General features: G+C 45.2%; 15 protein-coding genes. 1 reads left to right on the top strand and 14 read right to left on the bottom strand.

The annotated features are described in order from the left end of the window. Nucleotides 1-4 precede the first annotated feature (4 nt). From AC58QT_RS18990 to AC58QT_RS18975, 4 genes are all read right to left on the bottom strand, one after another. Entirely contained in the window at nt 5-1,384 is a 1,380-nt protein-coding gene (locus tag AC58QT_RS18990) for an amidohydrolase family protein (RefSeq protein WP_497410388.1), read from the bottom strand. A 20-nt stretch (nt 1,385-1,404) separates the two neighbouring features. After that, nucleotides 1,405-2,490 (bottom strand): ABC transporter substrate-binding protein, encoded by a 1,086-nt coding sequence (locus AC58QT_RS18985; RefSeq protein WP_497410387.1) that lies wholly within the window; start codon nt 2,488-2,490, stop codon nt 1,405-1,407. Between the two features lie 210 nt (nt 2,491-2,700). Then, nucleotides 2,701-3,696: an aromatic ring-hydroxylating dioxygenase subunit alpha gene (locus AC58QT_RS18980; RefSeq protein ID WP_497410386.1), complete on the bottom strand. Its 996-nt coding sequence runs from the start codon at nt 3,694-3,696 to the stop codon at nt 2,701-2,703. A 25-nt stretch (nt 3,697-3,721) separates the two neighbouring features. Next, nucleotides 3,722-5,107, bottom strand: a complete 1,386-nt coding sequence (locus AC58QT_RS18975; protein WP_497410385.1) for an amidohydrolase family protein — start codon at nt 5,105-5,107, stop codon at nt 3,722-3,724. A 270-nt stretch (nt 5,108-5,377) separates the two neighbouring features. Between AC58QT_RS18975 and AC58QT_RS18970 the strand changes: the two genes are divergently transcribed. After that, entirely contained in the window at nt 5,378-5,839 is a 462-nt protein-coding gene (locus tag AC58QT_RS18970; RefSeq protein ID WP_497410384.1) for an Lrp/AsnC family transcriptional regulator, read from the top strand. A gap of 261 nt (nt 5,840-6,100) precedes the next feature. Here the strand turns inward: AC58QT_RS18970 and AC58QT_RS18965 are convergent, their stop codons facing one another. The 10 genes from AC58QT_RS18965 to AC58QT_RS18920 form a co-directional block, all read right to left on the bottom strand. Continuing rightward, the gene (locus AC58QT_RS18965; protein ID WP_497410383.1) at nt 6,101-7,057 is read right to left on the bottom strand and encodes a 3'-5' exoribonuclease YhaM family protein; all 957 of its coding nucleotides are present in this window, start codon (nt 7,055-7,057) and stop codon (nt 6,101-6,103) included. A 113-nt stretch (nt 7,058-7,170) separates the two neighbouring features. Then, nucleotides 7,171-7,779 (bottom strand): hypothetical protein, encoded by a 609-nt coding sequence (locus AC58QT_RS18960; RefSeq protein ID WP_497410382.1) that lies wholly within the window; start codon nt 7,777-7,779, stop codon nt 7,171-7,173. A gap of 140 nt (nt 7,780-7,919) precedes the next feature. Continuing rightward, nucleotides 7,920-9,794: an FAD-dependent oxidoreductase gene (locus AC58QT_RS18955; RefSeq protein ID WP_497410381.1), complete on the bottom strand. Its 1,875-nt coding sequence runs from the start codon at nt 9,792-9,794 to the stop codon at nt 7,920-7,922. A gap of 184 nt (nt 9,795-9,978) precedes the next feature. Next, nucleotides 9,979-11,226, bottom strand: coding sequence for an NAD(P)/FAD-dependent oxidoreductase (locus tag AC58QT_RS18950; RefSeq protein ID WP_497410380.1), 1,248 nt, complete (start codon nt 11,224-11,226; stop codon nt 9,979-9,981). 95 nt (nt 11,227-11,321) lie between these two features. Beyond that, the gene (locus AC58QT_RS18945; RefSeq protein WP_497410379.1) at nt 11,322-13,967 is read right to left on the bottom strand and encodes a winged helix-turn-helix domain-containing protein; all 2,646 of its coding nucleotides are present in this window, start codon (nt 13,965-13,967) and stop codon (nt 11,322-11,324) included. Nucleotides 13,968-14,073: 106 nt separating this feature from the next. Beyond that, nucleotides 14,074-14,907 (bottom strand): (2Fe-2S)-binding protein, encoded by an 834-nt coding sequence (locus AC58QT_RS18940; RefSeq protein ID WP_497410378.1) that lies wholly within the window; start codon nt 14,905-14,907, stop codon nt 14,074-14,076. Nucleotides 14,908-15,142: 235 nt separating this feature from the next. Beyond that, nucleotides 15,143-19,573: a coiled-coil domain-containing protein gene (locus AC58QT_RS18935; protein WP_497410377.1), complete on the bottom strand. Its 4,431-nt coding sequence runs from the start codon at nt 19,571-19,573 to the stop codon at nt 15,143-15,145. Next, nucleotides 19,557-20,318 (bottom strand): DUF6063 family protein, encoded by a 762-nt coding sequence (locus AC58QT_RS18930; RefSeq protein WP_497410376.1) that lies wholly within the window; start codon nt 20,316-20,318, stop codon nt 19,557-19,559. The genes AC58QT_RS18935 and AC58QT_RS18930 overlap by 17 nt, the downstream gene beginning before the upstream one ends. Further along, nucleotides 20,302-21,828 carry a replicative DNA helicase gene (locus tag AC58QT_RS18925; RefSeq protein WP_497410375.1) on the bottom strand — a complete coding sequence of 509 codons (1,527 nt, stop codon included), beginning with the start codon at nt 21,826-21,828 and terminating at the stop codon, nt 20,302-20,304. The genes AC58QT_RS18930 and AC58QT_RS18925 overlap by 17 nt, the downstream gene beginning before the upstream one ends. Beyond that, entirely contained in the window at nt 21,816-22,862 is a 1,047-nt protein-coding gene (locus tag AC58QT_RS18920; RefSeq protein WP_497410374.1) for a Wadjet anti-phage system protein JetD domain-containing protein, read from the bottom strand. The genes AC58QT_RS18925 and AC58QT_RS18920 overlap by 13 nt, the downstream gene beginning before the upstream one ends. Nucleotides 22,863-23,121 lie beyond the last annotated feature (259 nt).

Genomic DNA, 23,121 nt, shown 5'->3' with positions numbered 1-23,121 from the left:
CGGTTCACCCTTTCGCGAATTCGGGCTTTTGGAACGTTACGTCTTCACTTGCCTTTTGCCAAAACTGCGCTAAGGCATTGTTGTTCCACACAGCTTTCGTGCCAGGGGATCTGACGAAGCGTCCTTGGCTGTACACCCATCTGCGTTCAGGGAGCATGGTAAAGATTTCTTCGGTTGAGCTGCCATCTACGATGACGAAGTTGGCTGGATGACCTTCTGTAATCCCATAGCCAGATAGTCCTAGAACCTTTGCGGGAGCTTCCGTAATCATCCGCAGCAATGTGCGAAGATCTGCGGGTCTGCCCATATGTGCAGCATAGGAGGAGATCAGTGCTATTTGAAGCAAATCCCCTCGCCCGAAAGGGTGGAAAGGATCATGAATATTGTCCGATGCAACTGCAATTGGAATGCCTCTCTCATGAATTTGCTTTAAGCGAGTGACTCCTCTTCTCACAGGGAATGAATCATGTCTTCCTTGCAAGTACAGATTAACTGCTGGCAAGGAAACTGCCTTTAGTTTGGCCTCTGCCATCTTGTCAATGATGCCGCCTGCATCCTCATCAGTCATCGAGGCTAATGCACACAAGTGATCAACGGTCACTCTGCCCTCGTAGCCTGTTTCTTTCGTGCGTGCTGCTACATATTCAACCGTTCGCATCTGCGGATTATCGGTTTCGTCACAGTGTAGATCAATTGGAACATCGTATTTCTCTGCCATTTTAAAAATAAAATCAATGTCTTCCTTCGGTGTTAACGATAAATGCGGTGCACCACCAATGCCATCCACACCCATTCGCAAGGCTTCCTCAATGGCTTCATTATCCAGTGACATGAAATTGTAAGGACACATCGGGAAAAGCTGCAAAGTCATGTATGGCGCTAAGGCTTCTCTGGCTTCCAATGCGGCTTCAATGGTGCGCAAAGCGATGTCACGTGAAAACCGTAGATTAAAATCCAGATGTGTTCGAATATGCGTGGTTCCAAAAGACAGAGCTTGTAGCGCAGATCGCATCATTCTGGCTTTAATTTCATCCTTAGAGAACGTTGGCGATGCGGCCGAGTAATTGAGAACTGCCTCTTCCAACGTACCGCTGATATTCTCAACGGTTGTTAACGAGAACGCTTTGTCGAGATGCATATGCGAATCCACAAAGCCTGGAAGCAACATTTTACCCTGAAGATCCAGTCGTGTGATGCCGGATGTTTCAACATGCTGATCCGGATTCCATGACTCGAGCGAGGTCGAAATGGGAGCAGCGGCATCTGCTTCTTGCATCCGAATATGTGTCCAACTACCATCGCGAATCGACAGATGATATAATTCCCCTTCATTTAACAATGGCAATCTGACGTTACATAGATCGATGTTGTTGTTAGAAGCCAATGCCGCCACCTCCCTAATGTTTATTTCTTAGGCAAGAATTGTGTCGTGAACACTTTATCAATATTCTCAGCGGTCTTCAGAACGCCTACTTCAACTAATTGCTTCTGCACTTCTTCCCATCTCTCTTTAGTCATAATGCCTGTGCCTTTGGTTGCAGCATCGCCACCGAATACAAAGTCCATTTCCTTCGCTGCGCTGTATTTCATCATGTCGAGGCCCATATCCGGGTTCTTCGTTTGAATGTTCGGATTGATCTCATCGGAATGATCTTTGTAGTAATCCCAACCCTTCACCGTCGCTTCAACGAAGGCTTTGACTTGATCTGGATGCTCAGCGATCATCTTTTCTGTCGTAAAGTACACACCTGCGTAAATTCTATAACCCGAATCGGCAACGAGCAGCGTACCGTAATCAACCTTTTGTTGATCCATCGTGAATGGCTCTGAGGTCACATAGCCTTGTGTTAGCGCTGTTTTGTCACTCACAAAGTTCACTAATTGACCTGTATATTTCATTTCTTGTGCATTCGTTAATTTGTATTTATTTTTGATAAATTGCCAGAAACTCGCCGTGGACGCTACATACACTTTGTGAGTATTTAAATCACCGAAATCTTTCACACCGGAATCCTTATGATAAAACAGGGCTTGTGGACTCTTTTGCATCGAGGTTGCAATCGCCACGACAGGTATTCCTTCTTGTCTGGCTACCAAAATATCATCACCGTTCGCCATCCCGAATTGGGCTTTACCAGATGCGACAATCTGTGTCGAGGATACGGAAGGACCACCAGGCATCAATGTCATATCAAAGCCTGCATCCTTGTAATAACCTTTTGCTAAAGCAGCGAAATTCCCACCATGTTCAGGCTCCGCGAACCAGTTCAACACCACCGTTGCTGGAACAATCGGTTTGGCGGCTGGTGCCGCTGATGCTGCAGGAGAAGCCGCCGCTGCCGTAGTTGGTGCTACTGTTGGTGCTGACGAGGAAACGGGAGTACTTGAACTTCCACATGCGGCTAACAAACTAGAAATCATCACTAAACTAAGGGATAGAGCTCCTCGGCGTTTTGTTGCAAGTGCAAGAGTACGTTGAAATCGTTTCATGGTTAACTTCCCCTCCATATTTGGTTTTCTATCTGTCTACATCGTGCTAACCTTGAGTCAAATATACGTTTCACGGCTTGTCTCCGTCAACGAACAGACTGACGTTTTGTGTATTTTCACAATAAAAGTACGCCTTTTTCATAACTTTTCCAACTGTATGATAGTAGAAAAGTGAATAATTCCATTTAAACCCGAACATTAAACCGAAAACTAAATCGTCCCAACCACTACACCTAATTCTTTCAACCAACGACGATACGCAATCGAGAAGCGATCTACTTTATGATTCAGCTCGACTTGAAGATCTAGAGGCAGCAGTTCAGGCTTCTGCGTCTCAATGACTCTGGCATCCTGTTCAAACACGATATCTTGGAATTTAATGAAATTTGCATCATCTACGTCGTACGCATAATTACGAGAAACCATCATGAAGACGACGCATTCTTCCGCAGCTACTGGCAGTACAGTGAGCATGATCCATAACGTTTGACCATTACTTGGATCCGCCTTCGATAACCTAGCAGACAACGGCCGATACACTTCCTTCCTATAGACATACGTAGTGCCTGCGCTTTTATCGGAACCAGAATGCGCAACAGGCTGGAAAATTGGAATATTGTCGATATAGATGCGATCCTCTTCCTTCACAACCTGGAAATCCGGAAGCTCGGCATAGTCTGGGTGACCTAGTAAATCCTGATGCACGAACATGAGGTGAGCGAAGTCTGTGAAATTTTCAATCACACGCGTTCCCGCTGCGGCAACCTTATACGGCCCACAAGGAAGTGGGTGATACTCGGGATTCGCAAACTCCTCAAAATGCGGAATCGGAGCTGCTGGTTCACCAATACATACCCAGATGAAGCCATATTTCTCTTCACATGCATACGTAACAGCTTTCGCTCGGAGTGGAATTTTCTCCCCTTTAGGCTGTGCAGGAATACACACACATTGTCCAGAGGAGTCGTACTGCCAGCCATGATACGGACAGACCAGCACATCATCTTTGACCCACCCCTTGGATAACATGGCTCCACGATGGACGCAGAGATCTTGCAGGGCGTGAACGCCTCGGCTTGAGCGATAAAGGGCCACTCTTTCTCCTAAAATGATGACACCTACCGGTTGATCTTTCAGTTCAGATGCAAGGTACACCGCATGCCAATCATTTTCAAGAACGGGATCATGTAGACGTTGTAATGCCATAGAATTCATCCTCCTCTAATTGGACCTACATTTGATTCGCAAAAATAGGGTACTGCCCCGCTAACTTGCTTCTAAGTACGTCAACTCTGGCTTGCGCTCTTTTTAAAACTTCCTGCTCATCAATCCATGTGCTCTTGCCATGTTCTACGACTACTTGCCCGCCTACCATCACCAAATCGACATCGTTGCCATTCGCATTATAGACAAGTGCCGAAGATGCGCGATGCACGGGGGAAATATGGGCTTTCATCATATCTACTGTGACTAGATCTGCTTTCTTACCCGGCTCTAGGCTGCCTAGATCTTGGCTTCGGCCTACTGCCTTGGCACCATTCACCGTTGCCATTCGCAGCACATCCATTGGGGGCAGCAATGTGGCATCCAACTCATTTACTTTGTGCAAGCAAGCAGTAAACTTCAACACTTCGAGATTATCTTGGCAGTTGTTGCTGCCAGGGCCATCTGTTCCTAGGGCAACATTGATGCCCATCCGCAGCATCTCAGGTACCCGTGCAACGCCAGAGGCTAGATACATATTGGAAACGGGACAATGGATGACGGATGCTTGTTTTTCTTTGATTAGGTCGAGCTCTCCGTCATCCAGCCAAACACCATGGACAACCTGTGTCTGATCGCTGAGTAAGCCTACTTCATTTAGCAGCTCCAAATTTCTAAGACCGTATCGCGCCATTGTCGTGTCGATTTGTTCACTCGTTTCTGCGACATGTACATGAGAAATGAGCTTGCGATCTCGACTGAACATGGCTGCTTGTTCGAGGTATTCGCGGGAACATCCGTATAAGTTCAGTGGTCCTAACGCTATTCGGATACGACCGTTCGCTGCACCTTCCCACTGATCGAGCAATGCATCTGTAGCATTGAATATCTGCTCACTAGTCTCTCGCAAACGAACTTCACCTGCTAGGTCGGACCCTCCTCGTGCCAAATGTCCACGAATTCCCGAATCGACCATTGCCCTCAGCACGCTGGCATCATTCTCAGGGTATGTGTGGATATAGTGATGATCCATCATATACGTAGCCCCTGATTTCAGATTTTCAATACACCCAATCAATGCAGCCAGATAGAAATCCTCCGGCTCCATCGCGAGACTCATCGGCCATATAATCTCTTTCAGCCATTGGGCTAAGGGAGAATGGTCCGATACGCCACGCATAAATGTTTGGAACAGATGTGTATGGCCATTCACGATGCCGGGGATCACTACTTTTCCTTCAGCGTTGTACCGATAGGAAGCCTCTTCGAGAAGATGATCTAAGCTGCCATCTGACTTCCATTCGCCAACTTCACAAATCACATCATGTTCCATGTACACATACCCTGGTTTGAACATTTCGTTCGTCGCATTCATCGTCAGGACGGTTCCGTTATAAATGAGTTTTTTGGACATATGACAGCTCCTTGTGTTATTTTATATAACATTTAATTCGTATAGATTAATTTATGTTATATTAATTAACACGATTATATGCAGACTTTGCCACATGGTCAACGTCATGTGTAAATGATCGCGGTTAAAATAGTTTCGATTATTCTTAAATTTGGCGATAATTGATTAACATCCGTTTTGTTTTTGTTGTTTTTAGTGACATATTATTAAAAGAGTAAGGAATACTGAGCAATTGTATATATTTTCGAATTACAGAATGGAGTGAGGTTCATGTTAGATTTGCACGATCTAGACCCTGTCGATCAACAAATTATTAAATTACTGCACGAGAACAGTAGAATGTCCTATGCGAAAATCGGTGAGATTTTGAATCTATCGCGTGTCGCGATTCAAAAACGTGTTGAAAACCTGATCGACAATGAAATCATCGAGAATTTCACGATACGCTTAAATGCGACGAAGCTAGGAAAGGTCGTTAGCGCCTTTTTCGAGGTCGAAGTGGAGCCGCGCTATGCCGAGGAAGTGGGGAACACACTTTCCGGGGACCCGAATGTGGTATCGATTTATCAAATGACAGGAACGAGCTCCTTACATATGCATGCTTTGTTGAAGGATGAAGCTGCGCTGGAGGAATTCCTCTATAAGAACCTTTACAAACTAAATGGGGTTGTGCGGGTGAATACCCAAATGGTCATTAAGCGATTCAAGCAGGGGACTGGTTTGGAGCTTTGATCGGGACTATCGGAAGGTGATTAGCTGCCTGAGGTTGTCTATGCCAATTAGCCGAAAAGTCCCCCATGACGACCTCGTAACGTTTAGCTTGGGGTGCGGGTGTAGGAAGGCTTGGACCTGTTGAGAGTTGCGATTCACTCGCGAGGACAAGTTCAGGTTAGGCTTCGGTGATAGGTGCTTTCAGCATCACCTACCTCCTCCAAACACAAAAAGCTGCTTCCAAGTAGATAACTCCACTCGGAAACAGCTTTCATCTCTATCTTACAGCTTTAAACGATACATCGCTTTGTTCTCCAACCCGCGTATCATCGGCGTCCATGCGTCGGACTCCGGAGTGACAAGCAGCGTGTCCTCGACCATTTGGAGCTTCGCATCCATCGAGTCGATATAATGAAGTGCGACAGCTTCCGGCAGCTGTGGCAGAACAGGACTTCCCCACTCTGGCAAGTTGTGGTGGGACAATACAATATGCTGCAATCCAATGACGAGATCCGATTGAAGATCAACCCCATGGTGCAAAGCAGCCTCTGTAATCCAATTGGAGGCCATAGAGATGTGCCCCAATAGCTTACCTTGCACGCTATAGTCAGAGACAATGCCGAGCTGCGCGATCATTTCCTCTGGCTTCGCGATATCATGGAGAATGATGCCCGCTTTGATCAGGTCAGCATTAAGAAATGGCCGCTGTTTGCAAATAAACTCACCGAGCTCGAGCATCCGCACGATATGATAAGCAAGTCCTGCGAAATACGCATGGTGATGCGTTTTGGCCGCTGGATAATGATCCAGTTTATCTTGTACCTTTGCGACACAGAACGAGACGATGGACTGAATCGTTGGGTTCGTTATACTCGCCAATACATGATTAATCGTATGAATGAGGTCGGCTGGACTGATCGGCGCAGAGCGGATAAAATCAGTGATTTGCACGCCATCTTCCGGCAGTGCTTTGCGAATCTTGCCAACCTTCACTTGCAAACGTTCGCGGTACAATTGAACAAGTCCCTGCACCTTCACTAACGTCATCGGAAAGAATGTCTCTTTATCCGCAGCGCTGACGTCCCACATCTTGGCGGACACCTGTCCACTCGCATCGCAGAGTACAATATCCATGAAATCTTTGGCAGGTGTAGTATTCGTTTGTTTAATTTCCAATTCTTTAATTAAGTAAAAGCCCGTAAATTCATCTTGTGCCTGAAAATGTTTAATTAATGTCATGTATGTGCCTCCAATAATCAATAGGAACATTATACTACGAAATAGGCCCAATTGATTAGTGTCACGCTTAGAAATTTATACCGCATCCTTCTTCCCAACACATGACTGTGAAATCACATGACATACTCCCTAAAAACTTCATTCAAATACACATACTTACTCTCCGGATATTTGAAACCGAGAAAGAAGCCAGAGAAATCAATGTCAACTGAGACTAACCTCCGACTTGTTACAGTGCTCCGTACCAAGCGATTCAACAATATCTTATTCTGGGTATTAATCGCCTTCACGATAAGCGCCGCGTAATAGGGATTACAACTAATTTCCTTATACAGCGGAATAACAGCCTTCGCGATGGCACGATTTATCGTAGAGCTGAATGTGAACTGCACTTGCCCTGGGCGAATCGTGGTGCCATTGGTGATCACTAGCAGCGGCTTCGGCAGCGGAAAATCAACGAACCACCCTACACCATTGGATCCTAGGGCCGATAGTGGTTCTGCGCCGATGACCGAACGCAGCAGCTTATTCATCCGGGCAATATCCGTTTTCCGCACAGCGGTTGCCCACTGTATGGAAAAAGTAAGGTTGCTTGCAAGCTTACGATAAAATGGCAGCATTATTTTAGCAACTTTGCGTATGGCGTATACCCGTTGCTTGATAGGTTTTGTTGCAGACAAACTAGCTTTCGATGTTAACTTCCATTTCCGATTTATTCTCATCCATGTTCACACTCCCAAACTCCATATAGAGTAGACTATTGCTAATGTCGGGAGATGGTGCGGGCTTGATAAGCCAACGCTGCAAGTTGAAAAACCCAAAAAATCTGCCTTCCTCCTAGGAGAATCGACAGATTTTCGTTTTAGTGCCATTTAAGACGTCTTACAAGAACTTCGTCTCCTGCTGTATTCCACTCCCAGAAGTAGCCTAGCACTTCCGCGAGTTTCGCCCAACTTACAAGTACAAAATTGTTCAATATCTGAACGTCTGCCGACTCAATCGTTCCTGATTTCCCCTTGAACGTGTAAACGATTCGTTTGTTTTCTTCATCATAGGTTGCATCGCCAAGGCCTATCTTCTCGAATGTCTGGCTTAACGGCACCCAGGGGATACCATTAATGACAATAGGCTTAATGCCATTGTATGTGATGGCCTGGCCTTCCACGCTAACCCGAATGAATGGCAGATGATGGGCGATCCTATTGCCTTTCAGCAGCGTAATCCTCCCACTATTCAATTCCGCTTTCTCTCCCTCAGAGAGATGAGCGATTTTATTCTTGGCTGTTATGCGATCATCTAGCTTGATCTGATATTTGTGTTCCATCCGTTCATGAAGTCGCTTAATTTCCTCTGGTGATGTCGACTTCAAACTTCTTCCATTCATTTGACCCATGAGCACACCGATCGTTTCCCCAGCCATTGCTCCGTTCGGTTGAATCCTTGCACTTCCATAGGCCACCGCTGTTGCCCCAACCAGCTTTCCTGTAGTTACAACGTTATCATAGTCATGCAGCAAGTAGCTTCGCAAAGGAATCCCATATTTATCTGGGCGACCGATAGCTAATCCTTCCCGATTGGAGCGCGAACCTTGAATGTCCATAAAATAGCCGCCAATGCTTACGTTATCCCAGAACATACGGCCACTCATTAAGTCTGACGCTTGCAGAACATATTCGGTTGGGTAGTGATTAAACTCTCGGATGTACAGTTCGTTGGGTTCTCCACCTATTTCCAACTGTTCGAAGCCCACCATGTGATTACGAAGATGATCGCGTATGAAGGGCATTTCTGCTTTCGCCAACGCCATACCTCTTTGAATCGTTTCTTTCTGGCTCGGATCGATACCATATACCTGCAACGCGTTAATAATAATTTCTCCGTTACCTTGATTCAGGATGTTCAAGCCTCGGAGGTTCAGATCCTGCTTGTTACGCAGTTCATACGCCGATACAACTGGCGGGAACCCATAGGCGATGTGTGAATTCACATAACTTTCAGGTCCGTATTTGTGTGCTCTCTCTACTTTATTCATTTTCCAATAATGCGTTTGAAACTTGTCCCAGTCGACCCCTTTGAATTTCATCATGTACGTGCCGCTCATATATTCGCGTTCCTTGCTCCCATATAGCGCTTCCAACCCTGGGAGAGGCTCCACATTAAGCTTGCGAATGAAGGCAGCATCATCCGAATTATCCACGAAATAGGAAGGCTTTACCATTCGTCTTTTCCCATTACCGTCAAGATAAGTTAGCGAATCTACTTTATTCCCAGACATGCTCACGTCTTCAAGAACAACATTTTTCTCTAGTGGAATTCCTTCAATTATCCTATGAAAATAATGAGCAAAATCTGTTTTAGTACGAACGCTTCCTTTCGTGTATTGCTGAAATAACTCCTTCATACCGCCTTGCATGAGCTGGTCACCATCATCATCATACGTACCATCGAGATAGAGCATTTCCCCCTGGATAAGCTGTCCACCCAATCTGCCCTTCGTTTCAAGGATTAATACGCCTAGGCCTTCCTGTTTAGCCCTTTGTGCGAGATACATCCCTTCAAGCTCGGTTCCCATCACAACGACATCAGGCCGAAAAGACGTTTGTGTATGCAGCGTGAAGCCGCCGTCACTATCTCGGTGCAATCCGAAGTAGCTTAACACTCCGCCAACAGCCGCGACGATGATGAGAATGCTAAAGATTACTGTCGATTTCATATTACTCATGAACCAATTTTTCAATATTCATCACCCTGCTGCATCGAATTAGTGCTTCCCTTATTGTATGCATAAAGTGGAAAAAAACCAACAAAAAAGTCAACAGATACGATTAAGCGATAGGAGTTATGTAAAAAAAGAGCTAACCGATTTCACGATGGAAATCAATTAGCCCTCTCCGATTATTTCCCAAGCAATGATTGGATGCTCAATCTCTCGATCCAATCCCTTCTTGAATCAAACGTATGATGATTTGTTGAAGCAATTCGGGCTCATTCGCGTAGTTATACATACCAAGAAAAGCCTGGGATGCATCAGGATGACTACCAATCAATCGATTTACCATCGCTTGTTCCAATGTGACGGGCGTATTCTTCGTCGTTTGGCAGGCTAATTGATAGCGAGACATCATTTTGGACTCCATCGTGGTCTGATATTTATCAGCCATTTCACTCCATTGGGATGTCCAATCAACCGTTTCGGATAAAATATCCCGTAATAAGCGCGCTCCGTATATCGCATCATGCATGCCTTGCCCAACCGCTGGATCCTTGAAAGATACACTGTCTCCAACTAAAGCCCAACCCTTCCCCATTCCCTGGAACCAATCGTTATCGTAACCAAGCAGCCCTTTCATTGGCTCATCCAAAGAAGCTTCTCGCAGCCTCTCGGGAAAAGTAGTAGAACTGAAACCAATCTCCACTAATTCGCGCATACTTGCTTCTGGATCGTTCCGAAATTTCTCACTCCATTCCGTATTTACCAAAGGAAACATAATCCCAATAACCACAAGGTTATCACTTGTCGGAAATATAATCGCGATTTGATCTTTGAGCTTATAAAATTCAACGCAAGGCTCGCCTTCTTGACGGAAATCCGAAAAGTAACCCACGTACGAAGCGAAATCCGTAGGAACGCTCCACTTCCTTTCACTATTGACCCATTTGCGCAGCGTAGAATTACGCCCATCAGCACCAACAACCAACTTAGCCGTAAACTGTTCAGTTGTACCATCGCGTCGCACACCAACAATTCCCAACACAGTATCCTTCTCGTAAAGCAATTCTGTAACTCGGAACCCCTCAATGGCCGTAACGAGCTCCTGATCACAAGCATGATTGAACAGCACTTGATCCAAATACTTGCGCCGCACACATAAACAGTGGGTTTCTCCATCTACTTCGGGGAATATTCCATCCACGATCATGTCGTCCATTTGAATAAAAGCTCGTTTGTACATCGGGGTCCCTGTTTGAAGCAATTTCTCCAATACGCCCATCTCTCGGAGCATGGCGACCGAATTGTTAAACAAATTGTGGGTAGATAAAATCTCACTTGGAAACGTAGTACGATCCACGAGCAGCACCTTATACCCCGCTTTCGAAAGTTCATAAGCCAAGGTTGAACCGGCAACCCGTGCACCAATAATAATAACATCATAGAAATTTTCTGACATTTTCTTCCTCCTCCAGCACTGAATGCTATCAGCTTATCAGAAGTGAAGGAGAGCGCCATCTAACGAACGATATATACGATGGTTATATCTTTGGCTTAAAGTAACCGATGTTGGTTAGCTTTCTGAATCGCTTGCGTTCTGCCGCTTACCTGCAGTTTGCTGTACACGCGATGGAGATGAAGCTTTACTGTCCCTTCGGCAAGCACTAACTTCTTTGCTATCGCTTTGTTGGACAATCCCTCAACGATGAGCTGGAGCACCTCTTTTTCACGAATAGTCAGCATAAACACAGAGGATGTTACTTGGCTCTCACTTCTTTCAGCCTCCCACTTTGCAGAAGAAAGGGATAGGATCGCTTGAAGATAGTGAAGGGAGACACGCTGTCCTTGCACTTCTACCATATATTTATGCTTCCGCACATCCGCATATTGTCTCAGCAAATGCACGATATCCGAACCCATAAATATACGCAGATACCCCTCCCGCTCACCCAGTAAAAGCGCCTGATGCAAATGAAGCATGCTCGTATGAGGCTTGTTCGTTTTATCATGCAAAAGCGCTAACGCGATGTGAACTTCCAGTTCTGTCATCTTTCGACCGGAGATTCTCGATTTCTTTAAGAGTTGCTCACACCAAGTGAGTGCTTCTGCCCAGCTTTTTTTCATCATTAAAATCTGTATATAAATCAGGAGCTCAAAGTCTTGATCTCCAATAATCTCGTTTTGTCTGCTCCAAGGCGACGCCGTCATCCAGAGATCTACAGCCTCTATCTCTCCCAACTCAAGTTGACAGTGAGTCAGAAAAGCATGCAGTAAACTATGCCATTGCGAACTATGGTGATGAGTCAATTTGAGATGATCCATCGCTTCGTAGAGAATGGCTAACGCTTTTTCTTTGTCATCTCTCTCCCAAAGAATTTTCGACTGAATGATGACAGCGGGAACATAAGCCCCGATGACATGATTCCGTTTGGCGAGGCGAATAGCATCCTCCGCTAAACGAAAAGACTCTGTCAGCTGGTTACGTTCAAAACTTACCTCACAAAGGGCTGCCCGCTGATAAGCCGTAAACGGATAATCGTGGAACCCATTCTTATCAATAAAATCACCATAAAATCGGTGATAGCGATTTGCATGCTTGATTCGACCACTAAAGCCATAATAGCTTCTGATGAGTGGAATCGAACCGTCATTCAGCTCCATGCCTAAGCCAAACAGCATCGGCAATCCTTCAATATCGGGGAGATTCTCATCAACATACATCACTTCCAAAAGGGCATAACATTGCTTGAAATCGCCTAGCAGCATCGCCTGAAAGTTTTTAACAACTTTCATATCTTCCCGAATGGCAATATCAAACGAGTCGTCTACACGGTTGGGGGCATGGAGCCCCTTTTGCAAAGTACCCATATGTTTATCCATTTGTTCATTGTGACCCATAAACAGTTCCGTCCATATTTGAATAATCAGCAACGCTGGACGTTCCCGGATGGCAACAGGTAGTTGAAGCAGCCAACGATGCAAGGTGGTAAGTTCTCTTCTTTTCAATAGCTCTGTCGCAATCGTTAAAATGAGCTCGCTCGCTTTATCAAACGCACCTGCTGCCATCGCATGCTCTATGGCTTCACCTACATAGCTGTGCTTTTCGAACCACTTGCATGCCGCCAAATGCAAAGAGATGATCTCTTCCGGATGCTGCTGCTTAAGTCGGCAACGCAAAAAATCCGCAAATAAGTGATGATAACGGAACCAGTTGCCTTCTGCGTCCAAAGGAATGACAAACAAGTTGGATTTCTCCATTTCTTGCAATCTCCCCCTCTGTGCGGGTTCATCCGTCAACTCGGCGCAAAGCTCTGCATTCATCCTTTCTACTAGCGAAGTCTTTAATAAAAACTTACGAGTTCCCTCCGGTAAGTGATCAAAAACCTCTTCCATTAAATAATCAACAACATAGCGATGATCGCCTTTAAATTGCTGTAAGGCATCCGCTTGACCTGATAAGTGGGATAAAACAGCTAACTGGATACCAGCAACCCATCCCTCTGTGCGGTCAGATAACAGCTTTAAAGATAACTTGTTAGGTGATACTCCTGTTTGCCGAAACCAAAAATCCGCTATTTCCTGCTCCTTAAATCTTAATTCCAGAAGACTGATTTCATTGAGTTGTCCTTGAACGCGTAACTGACCCAAAGCAATGGGAGGTTGTTTGCGACTGAGTAGACACACATGGATGTGAGGAGGCATACGTTCAATAAAAAACGCCACCCAGTAATGAACCTCTTCCGACTCAATGACATGGTAATCATCAAGAACAAGCAGGATTGGCTGTGCCATTTTAAATAAATCATTGAGCAGCCATGCTATCATTTGCTCTGCTGAAAACGACACGGTCTTCAGTAACGAGAACGATTTATGACCAACACCTGGGCAAATCCGATTGATTGCAGCCATGACATACGTCCAAAATCGCAGTAAGTCATTCTCCCCACGATCCAAAGAGACCCAAGCTACTGGCATCTCCTCATTTAATGACCAATAACTGACCATGGTCGTCTTCCCAAAACCAGGTGGCGAAGTGACGACTGTCACTTTACAATGCATGGCCAAAGACATTTTCGCCATCAGGTGTTCTCTGGGAACAAGATAGGAAGGTTGATGAGGAATATATAATTTCGTGGCAAGCAAGGGATAATCGTCGAATAAAGGCTTGCTCAGTTCATCATTTGGTTTCTGACCCCGCACACACAGGTCCTCCTTTGGAAGTAACTAAAAAGTCTGCCTTATCTCCGCTGCATAGCCGCCGGAAATGAGAAACAGACTTTTTTTGAACTCCACTTGCACTTCATGGTTACTTCGCAACACTTTTAGCAGCGGCCGCTTCGGCGAATTGAGCTCGTAATTGTTCTTTACGCTCTTCGCGCTCTTGCGGTTTCATACGGGGACATGTGTAGCAATATTGCCCGCCTTCCGTTCGGTAAAACATGCAACAGGCCGTTTTCATCTTAATCAGTGTGTCTGGCTCACCAGGATTACCAGGGTAATCCAGATTCACAACTTTGACAAACAAAGGATTGCGGAGGCGGCCGAATACCTCACCCTTCAACTCTTTTGTAACGAAAAGATGGTCCTCTTCATAACGAGCCTGCCATTCTTCTGAGGTACTCGCGGCTTTCCATTGTCCAAAAATAATTCGAAGTCGACCTGGTACAATTTTCCAAAGGTGCATAATGTCCATATCTGCAGCTGCGGCAATCGCTTCCACAAGCGGTCGGATCGTCTCCGCATACCAGCGGGATAAGTGCTCTTCACGCCATTCGTTTCGGAGTCCGCACGGCGGACCGCTCAGTTTTCTTATTTCTTGAAGCACAACACGGAATTCAATAAACCCCTTCTCACTTCGATACATTTGCAGCGACCAAAGCTCAGGAGACAGATCAACTAATTCATCATGTGTAACCATATACTGCATCGCTGCATTTAGGCTTCCGAGACGGCTGATTAAATAGGCTCCAGTTGCTGCAGGTTCAAGTGCTTTCATCAGAGGTGAATAAGCAGCTAAGAACTCTCGCATCCCATTTTCCGTCAAAAGAAGCGGCCCTGCCATCGTGAAAAGTGGCTCTGGATGGGGCTCCAGATTAACTCCGTAATTATCCGCTATATAAGTTTGAACCGATGCGCTCATTTTCCTCACTCCTTGTCGGAACTATCACTCCTATTTTATTTGATTATACCATCATCAATAATGATTATCATTATTGATCATGAAAAAGAATGCATCACTCTCTTTCATATTGCCATGATGAGATGATCCTCTTGGTTCTACGAGAATTTCAGACGTAACAAAAAGCCTGCTTGATCTCCGACGCACAACCTCGGAAGATGAAGCAGACTATCTGTGGTTCAATTATAAAAATGTCTTAAATAAACAATTCCATCTGCTTAACGTCCCCTAGTCTTTCCAGCGAAAACGGCGCATGATCACGGAAATAAGCTTGATTAATTTCCTTTTCTTTGGTCATAACCTGTTTGCTGCCATTAGCCGCCTGTCTGAGCCTACAGCTAAAGACAACAGGGAAATAGTCCTTGAGGAATTTGCCTTCCGCATGCGCAGTCAGTGCGATGATCTGAAAGCCAAGCTGTTCCGCGATAAAAAATACGGGACTTAACACATGGTCACTCGATGCTTTACCGAAGGGATTATCTAGGATTACGGTACGATGCCGCTTCATGTTCGCTTGAATATGTTGGCGTTTCTCAGCGACATAGTTGAGCAGTCCTAAGAATAACGTCATATTCTTGCTCCATTTTTCCCCGCCAGACCAATTGTTCGACTGTTCCCATGAGAACGAGGCTTTCGTTACATTATTCTCATTGGTTACTTTACGGCAGGAGACTTTCATCACTTTTTCCTGCAGAACAATCTGCAGAAGCTGCTTGGTATCCAGCCATTTTTCAAGTTCCTTGCGAACCGTTGATTTCACTTCTTGATCGTTTTCATCGCGGTAATGACCTTTTTCCAGTTCGGTTAAAACCCATTCCAGATGCTTACGCAGATAATCCTTCGCTTCCAGTTCATCCCATTCAGGAATGAGAAACGAGAAAATATGTTTCCACTGATCCTCGACCTTGACTCTCGTTTTATTCGGAATATCTCGAAGTTCAGACGCAATCAGCTTCAAATGGCTGTGCACATGAATGATATACTGTTCGAGCTGCTGGTTGTGCGTGCGCATCGTCTCTTCCGCGACATGATTGACGCGTTCAATGCGACTGTGCATTTTATGCTGAAAATGCGTTAGTTCGAGATAGTTGTCTTTGTTCTCGACCCCTTGCTCAGCCATATCTCTCATCTTGACATCCTTAATTTGTTTCCGGCAAAAATCGATGAAATGAAGTCTGGCCTTTTTCACCGTCGACTCTTCTGCTTCCAGTTCTTTCATTAAACCGGTAAGTGAGGCTACAGATTTCTGTACCCATTTCAGTCTGTCATTCGGAAACTCCGCTTTCTGCTCCGGTGTGATTAAGGCTGCCTGAATGAGTGGATTCTCAAACCCATGCAAAATTTTGTATTGATTTAAGTAATCGATCACGTCTCCGATTTTACTTAATTGCGCCTGGATTTGCGTATGTTGCTGCTGCAAGCCCAATTTCATCTGTTGTAGACGCATATCCTCACTTTGGACGTGTACATCCACTGTGCTTAGCGACTCTGAGAATGCCAGCGGCCGTTCACCCTTATGGGTATCACGATACTGCTCAACAAGTAATTTAATTCTCGCTGTAATTTCATTACATTGTTTATTAATCCGAACCAATTCTTCCTTATCGCGCATCAGCCGTGACTCGTGTTCCTTCAGCTCGGACATGAGCTGTGACATCTGATCTTCACCCGTCACAGAGAAAGCGAGTTCCTCGTTCAAGTTCAGGTCCGCTTGTTCTAAACGAAGCTTGTTCATCTCCCGCTCCAACGTTGTTCTGCTCGTCTGAGCATGCTTCAATTCCGCTTCCAGCTGCTGGCGTCCTTGGGAGATATGATTGAGCTTGAGATGCAAATCTTTTCGCTCTGTTTTCAGCCAATCTAAGCTATGATTTGCCTCTATGGGCTGTACATCACTTAATTCAATGTACAGGTCTTGGCTTTGCAGACTCGCTTTCTCCGTCTTCAAAACGTTCATTCTGCCTCTCACCAATTCGCTCTGCAGCTTCGCCTGCTCCATCGAGCGTCGTCTGCCCTCCAGCTTATGCTGCTGATCGTCAGACTGCTGGGCAAGCTGATCGATTGCCCCGTTCAACGTGACAATTTCTTTGCCCAGCTCGATGTACTTCCGCCCTTTTTCGATCCACTGCCCAAGCTGGACCATCTCTTCTTTCTGCTCATCTACAACAGCATTATGCTGCTGAATCATCATCTCTGCCTGACGAATGGATTTCTTGATGGCATCTTCTTGGCTCTCTAGCTCACGAACGGAGTCGCGAGTGAGTCCTACTCGCCGCTCCAATTCTTGCTTAGTTTCAAGCGGATATGCCAGAAGGAATCGACTAAAAGCAGCTTGAAGCTCAGAAGTACGCTGCAGATCACGTTCTTTTTCTTGGCGTGCTGTCCGAACTTCTTCTCCTTTCATGGAGATCGCTTGCTTCCAGATGACGAATTCCGCGTCCTCCGCATTATCACGCCAATGTCGCGGTTCAACCCACGTGCTGCTCTCCGTTGCAGCCGGTGTTTCACTATTGACCAGACGTGCCGCTTCTTGGGAGGAGATCACTTGAATCGGAAACTGCATATCTTCCGCATACTGCCGCAGCTTACTTGTGACTAACCCAACCTCGCTTTCAGTCGTAATCAAGGTTACGGACCACAAGGGATGAGTCAACGCGCGCTCCGTTAACTTTAAACTCTGTAAATAGTAAATACCTGTCTCCAATAAGGTGAACTGGTTTTTCCACTTCTCCATCAAACCCGCCACATAGTCATCGGCAAAAAATATAGACTGAGCGCTATAATCATCGATATATCGGAACGCAAGACGCTCTTTCTGCAAGTAAGCTTCCTTGTCCATCAACAGCTTTGCCGTATCCTCACTAAGCCGTTCTTCAATCGAACTCTGCTTCTCATAAACAGACGTGAGTCTTCCCCATGAAGACCTGTACGAAGCAATTTGTTCCAGCATGTATTGCTGCTCTTTTTCAAATGAGGCAAGCTTATGCTCTGCACTAGCACAGTCTACAAAGGCGGTCTTGAGGCTTTCACTCACACCTGCCAGTTGTCTTTCATTTTCCGCTTTAGCGAATGCCAAATCTTTATTCTTCTGTACCAACCCCACATTGCCCTCATCCAACTTCTGATAACGCTGAATCCAGTCAACCATACTGTCTTCCACGCTCTCGGCGGCAGGATTGGCCAAAACATTAGCTCTCAACTCATCTTTATCTCTTTCTCGTGCTTGCACAAGGGATCTATGTTCAATGAGCTGCTTGTTTAACAGCTCTAGTTCACTTGAGAGTTCATTCAAAATCGTTTCCTCTAGATTCAATCTATTCTGATGCGCAGTTACTTCCAGACTGAGTTTCTCTTCTTCAGCCTGCCACTCCCGCTCCATCTTGCTATAAATACTGCGAATTTGCCCGCCATTCTGGGTCCACGCTTCCCGCAGTACATCCTCTTCTTGCGTTTGACCGAATTGGTCAAGTTCGCGCTGCACATAGTTCATGCGCTCCTCGGCAGAAGTCCACTGCTGCCTGTAATCGGCCAAACGCAACGAATAGTAGCTCTCTTTCGCACTTCGGACAAGTTGTTCTTTGAACTCTACGTCATCCTCAACCAATTTGAGCTTCGTTTCCAAGACAGATTGCTCCTGCACTTGCTTCGCAATATGCAGCGATTCCTTCTTACGAGCGAGTCCTTGCATTTGCTCCTCGCATGCTGCCATCAGCTGATGCCACCGTGAGAGCTTAGCGGTTTCCTCATTCTTCTGCCCACCAACGAGCAGCCAATACGCCTTCGTTTCAGATTGTGCAGTTGCATATGCCATCTGCTTCGTATCCATCGTGGCATAGCGAAGCACATACTGGTCCAATTCCACCAGGATTTTTTTGTTTTCTTCAATCTTTTCTTTTAATTCTTTATATTTTTTGAAGCTATCCCTATGCATTTCAAAATTATTCGCGAACTCGCCTTGTTCATAACCAGCCATGGCATCTTCTACTGTCGGGATTAACAAGCGATCAAACAACTGGCCCGTCGTTTTGCATTCGTCAAAAAAGCTCTCGACCCCGCCCTCCGAGCTATTGATCTTCGCAATTCGTTCCCACTCGGACGCGATAATATGGTAATCATTTTCCAATATTTTGCGGTATTCTTTCATCGTTGAAGGCATCTTCGCATTCATTCTTTTCGCCGTCATTCCGTGGTAATAATCATGAATTTCGCCTTTATCCGCTGCACGAAGATGCCCGGCACTTTCCTTTACAAAAGGAATCCGATCAATGGCGTCGGGATCAAGCACTGGATAGTCATACACATATCGATACGAATCAATCCCAGTAGCTGTCAAAAATAAACTGATACAGGTCACAACATAGCGTCGTGGCCTTTCACTTAATATCCACTCAATCGCGATGTGCGCAGGACCATTTTCGAGACTTAACGTATCTTTGATTTTACGCCCAGCTAGCTCCTCATGCGGAAGGATAGCTTGCATAGCTGACTGGATGAAAACCGTCTTGCCTCCCCCATTTTCGAGCAGAATCGCGCCGTTATGCCCATCGAAATGAAACAATTCATCGTTGTAACGCTTATTTCCGTCCTCGTAGACGACATTCGTAAACCGAATTCTAGAGATCGCTGGCATGTTCGCTCCCCTCCCCCTCGAACGTATTACTTTGATATAAAAACTCCAAAATACCGCGGTTATACTCCAACTCCATGAAATACCGCTGCACAACGACTTTGGCCTTTTCAGTTAATGTAATCTCTTGATTACCAATATCGATTACCAGTTCTTGCGCGATCAGAAATTTGCGGACAGAGTCCATAAAGCTGACCCGGCTGATCGTATTCCCGCTTTGCTTCGCGGCCGTTTCTTTAATATCGTCCATAGCACTCCATTTTTCGATTAAGGCTGTCCAGTTATAGGAGAATTCCTTCTCCATTTCTTTTAATTCTGCTTCCGGATGTGTACGTAATAAGGCAATTCGCTCATTCACAAGCGCAGTCCACTCTTCAATCCCGATAAAACTTCTCGTCGGCTCCATGGTTTGGTAACTGTCATAGAAAGCACCAATGAGCACAATAATGCTGACATACATGAGATAAAGATCGGCATTCACCGCGTTCGCTCTCAGATAAGTGCGTTTAATTACTTCATTATTCATATGAAAAGGCGATAGCCTTGTCTCCGGAATCATATATAGTTGTTCGCCTGCAATGATCGTTACGCAATCCACTTCTCGGGCAAATTGATCCACAAGTCCGCGTACCACGTCATCCGCCATGTAGGCTTGAAGCCACTCTTTCCCCACTTCGTTATCGCGAGCGAGCAACGTGTAAATTCGAAAAGCTTTCATTACTGTTCCATTATCAAGTCCGATTGTCATCCTGTTCTCCCCATGAAATCAACATATTCTGTATGCTAAACCTGTCATTCACCTGAATGATGTCCCCTTGTTCAATTACGACCAAACAGCGGTTTCCGAGTAGCGCATACATATCTTCCAGTAACGTCGCCTGCTCTTCATTCTGCTGCTGATCCATATCCACTGCCTGTAAGGGGCTTCGCTGATGCAGATAAATCCAAAAATCATAAAACGCTCGCTCGCTCAGCAATCTTGTATCTTCATTCATTTCTAACCATGCAATGAAAAGTTTCACTTCAACTTGTCTCTGCTCTTCCATCATCTGCAAAAGGAGCTCCATCAGATGCTTGTACAACTTTCTCTGCATCGTCTGGTACCGGTATTCGTCGCTGTCTCCGCCAATTTCCAGAAACGTATCATCCCGCTCCTGTCCGGTGCTGTCTTCCAGCAAGTTTTGCTCGGACCACACCGTCAACAGTGACCACATCTTCGTCTCTTGTACAGGTAAAAATGGGGCAATAACACCTTTCATCGTCTCTAAAGGCAGCGGTGTACTAAAGATAAGCGAAGCAATATCCTGATCAAAATTAAAGGAATCCAGTCCCGTATAATACAAGGATTCTTGCGCTGCGCCTAAGGCATGTGATTTCAGCACCATACTCTGGTGAAAAAGAGCAGAATGCTCGCCATGCACCTTTTCGAGTTCATTGGATATTCGTAAAATTAACTCATAAGGTCGTTGATCCACTTGTCTAACGGTCTGAGCATGAACACGATCCTTGGTCTCTTTCACGAATTGTCGTAATTCTTCAAACTCGTCATTTTCCATTTGCAATCGCAAGTATATATCTTCCAGCAGACCTTTGTATCGTCCGAATGTTTCCTCAGATACAATGTTTCTTTTTAACTCATGCTCAAGTTTGACCATCCGCTCCTGCAGAGCTTCCACATCGATCCGCATTTCATTAATTTGACGCAAGGCACCTTCGAACTCACCCTTCTCCAGCTGTTTGCGCAATACCAATTGATGAATAGACAATTGAAATTCGGTATAAAATTCCTTGGTCGCAAAAATAAGCTCCAACCCATCTTCGTCGAGCGTGTAGTACTGCGTATTCGTTTTTAAGTCGAAGGCATTCGCTTTCAGAATCGATATGTAAATATGTTCCTTCTGGCCAGATTCCCAGTTCATAAATGTAAAATCGCGCTTCTTCCCTGTCGTGGGACGAAACACTTGCGTGATCTGCCTCGCCAGATCCTCGAATTCAGCTTCATCTAAATCAATGAAGACCCCCGTTACTTTCAAAAGAAACTCGGCCAGGTCCTTGACGCCAGCCTTGTTATTTCGCATCAGCTTTTGCTCAAAGAAGTAAAGTAATGTTAAAAGTCCAAGTTCCATAAAATCAATCGGTTTGTTTTGTCGATCTGTTTGCCGCTTTCTCTGCAGCTCATAGAGCGGGTCAAAAAGTGCCAGCTTGGTCATCCGTTCCCGAAACCCGGAAATCACCTGACCAATTTCTACGTAGTCCATGCCGTGTGCCTCCAAATCTTGCAAAGCTCTTGTGTATCTAATATTTCTTGGGGATAATAGCCGCCCTCTGCTAGACAGTGGTCAATAATTTTCTGTTCCTCCACCATAAAATTGGACAGGAAATCTTGCAACGACTGGCCCTTGCCACGTTGGTACTCTTTTCCATCTGCAAACGCTCGGTTCAAACATGCTCTGTAAAAGGGAAAGGCCAGATTAGCCGGTTTGCTAAAAAGTGCAAGCACCCGCTTATGAAGTAGATGCCAAATATGAATGCCTTCTCTATCGATATCCCCAAAATAGTGGAATTCATGCGAAGCATCTTTGAGTGGAAGCTGTAGCGGCAACAGTTCAATACTTCGCGTTATGCGATAACCACCGCCAAAAATGAGTGTAGCAAACGGGACATCTGGCAATGCCTGCAGCAGCGCTTGATACGTCGTTTTATTTTCAACGATTAGATGCCTATGAACCTCACTCGTTAAACTATAGGGATTCACAGCAAACATCAAGGGGTCCTCTACATGAATAATAAGAAGCTTATCCCATAAACCGATTCGGGTCAGCAGCTCCTTCCCCTGCTTCTCAGTGATCCATTTCTCATCTGCAACTAGCTCGAAGCTTCGTCCCGGCGCGGGTACTGGGGTAGTTGGAAGCCTATTCTCCTTCAAATAGGTGTCGATCATTTCAATGTAAGGCTTGTCTCGCTCCCACATTTCCGTTCCTAACGAATAGTAGGCATCCAATTGAATATCAGGATGCAGATGCAGTCTGGTCTGATGGATATTCTTGTGTGTATCTACTTTTAAACGATTCTTCTGCACGCTATATTGATAGGCAAGGGATGGCGGTTTAGCCGTTCTTCCTTGGCTCTGTACCATTTTAATGATTCCTTCATTTTCAAGTTCGAGTACCGACTGAGCAAATTGTTCATAGGTACATGGCTGATCTTGAAATAAATCTTCTAATTCATGAAGAGAGATTTTGGCTTTCTTTACTTTTTGCAAAAAGGTACGAATGATCGTATTGGGATTCATAAACGCTTACTCCTGTATAAGAATATATTCCACCTTACATCATAACTCATTGTGATCGTTCAAACCATTGCTCTTCGACGGATTCCAGAAATAAGAAAAAAGTCTGCTTGATCTCCGATGTGTGACCGCGAGAGAAAAGGCATAACTAAAAAATCTGCTTGATTCCCTTAGTAAATCTCGGGATACCAAGCAGACTATTTCTAATAATTAATTTATTTTTCGCCAGGAAATATAAGTGCAACAATTGTGAAAATATCAT

The organism is Paenibacillus sp. J31R109 (assembly GCF_059692055.1).
Note: the sequence above shows the minus strand (reverse complement) of the source record. Positions and strands in the feature narration are given on the sequence as shown.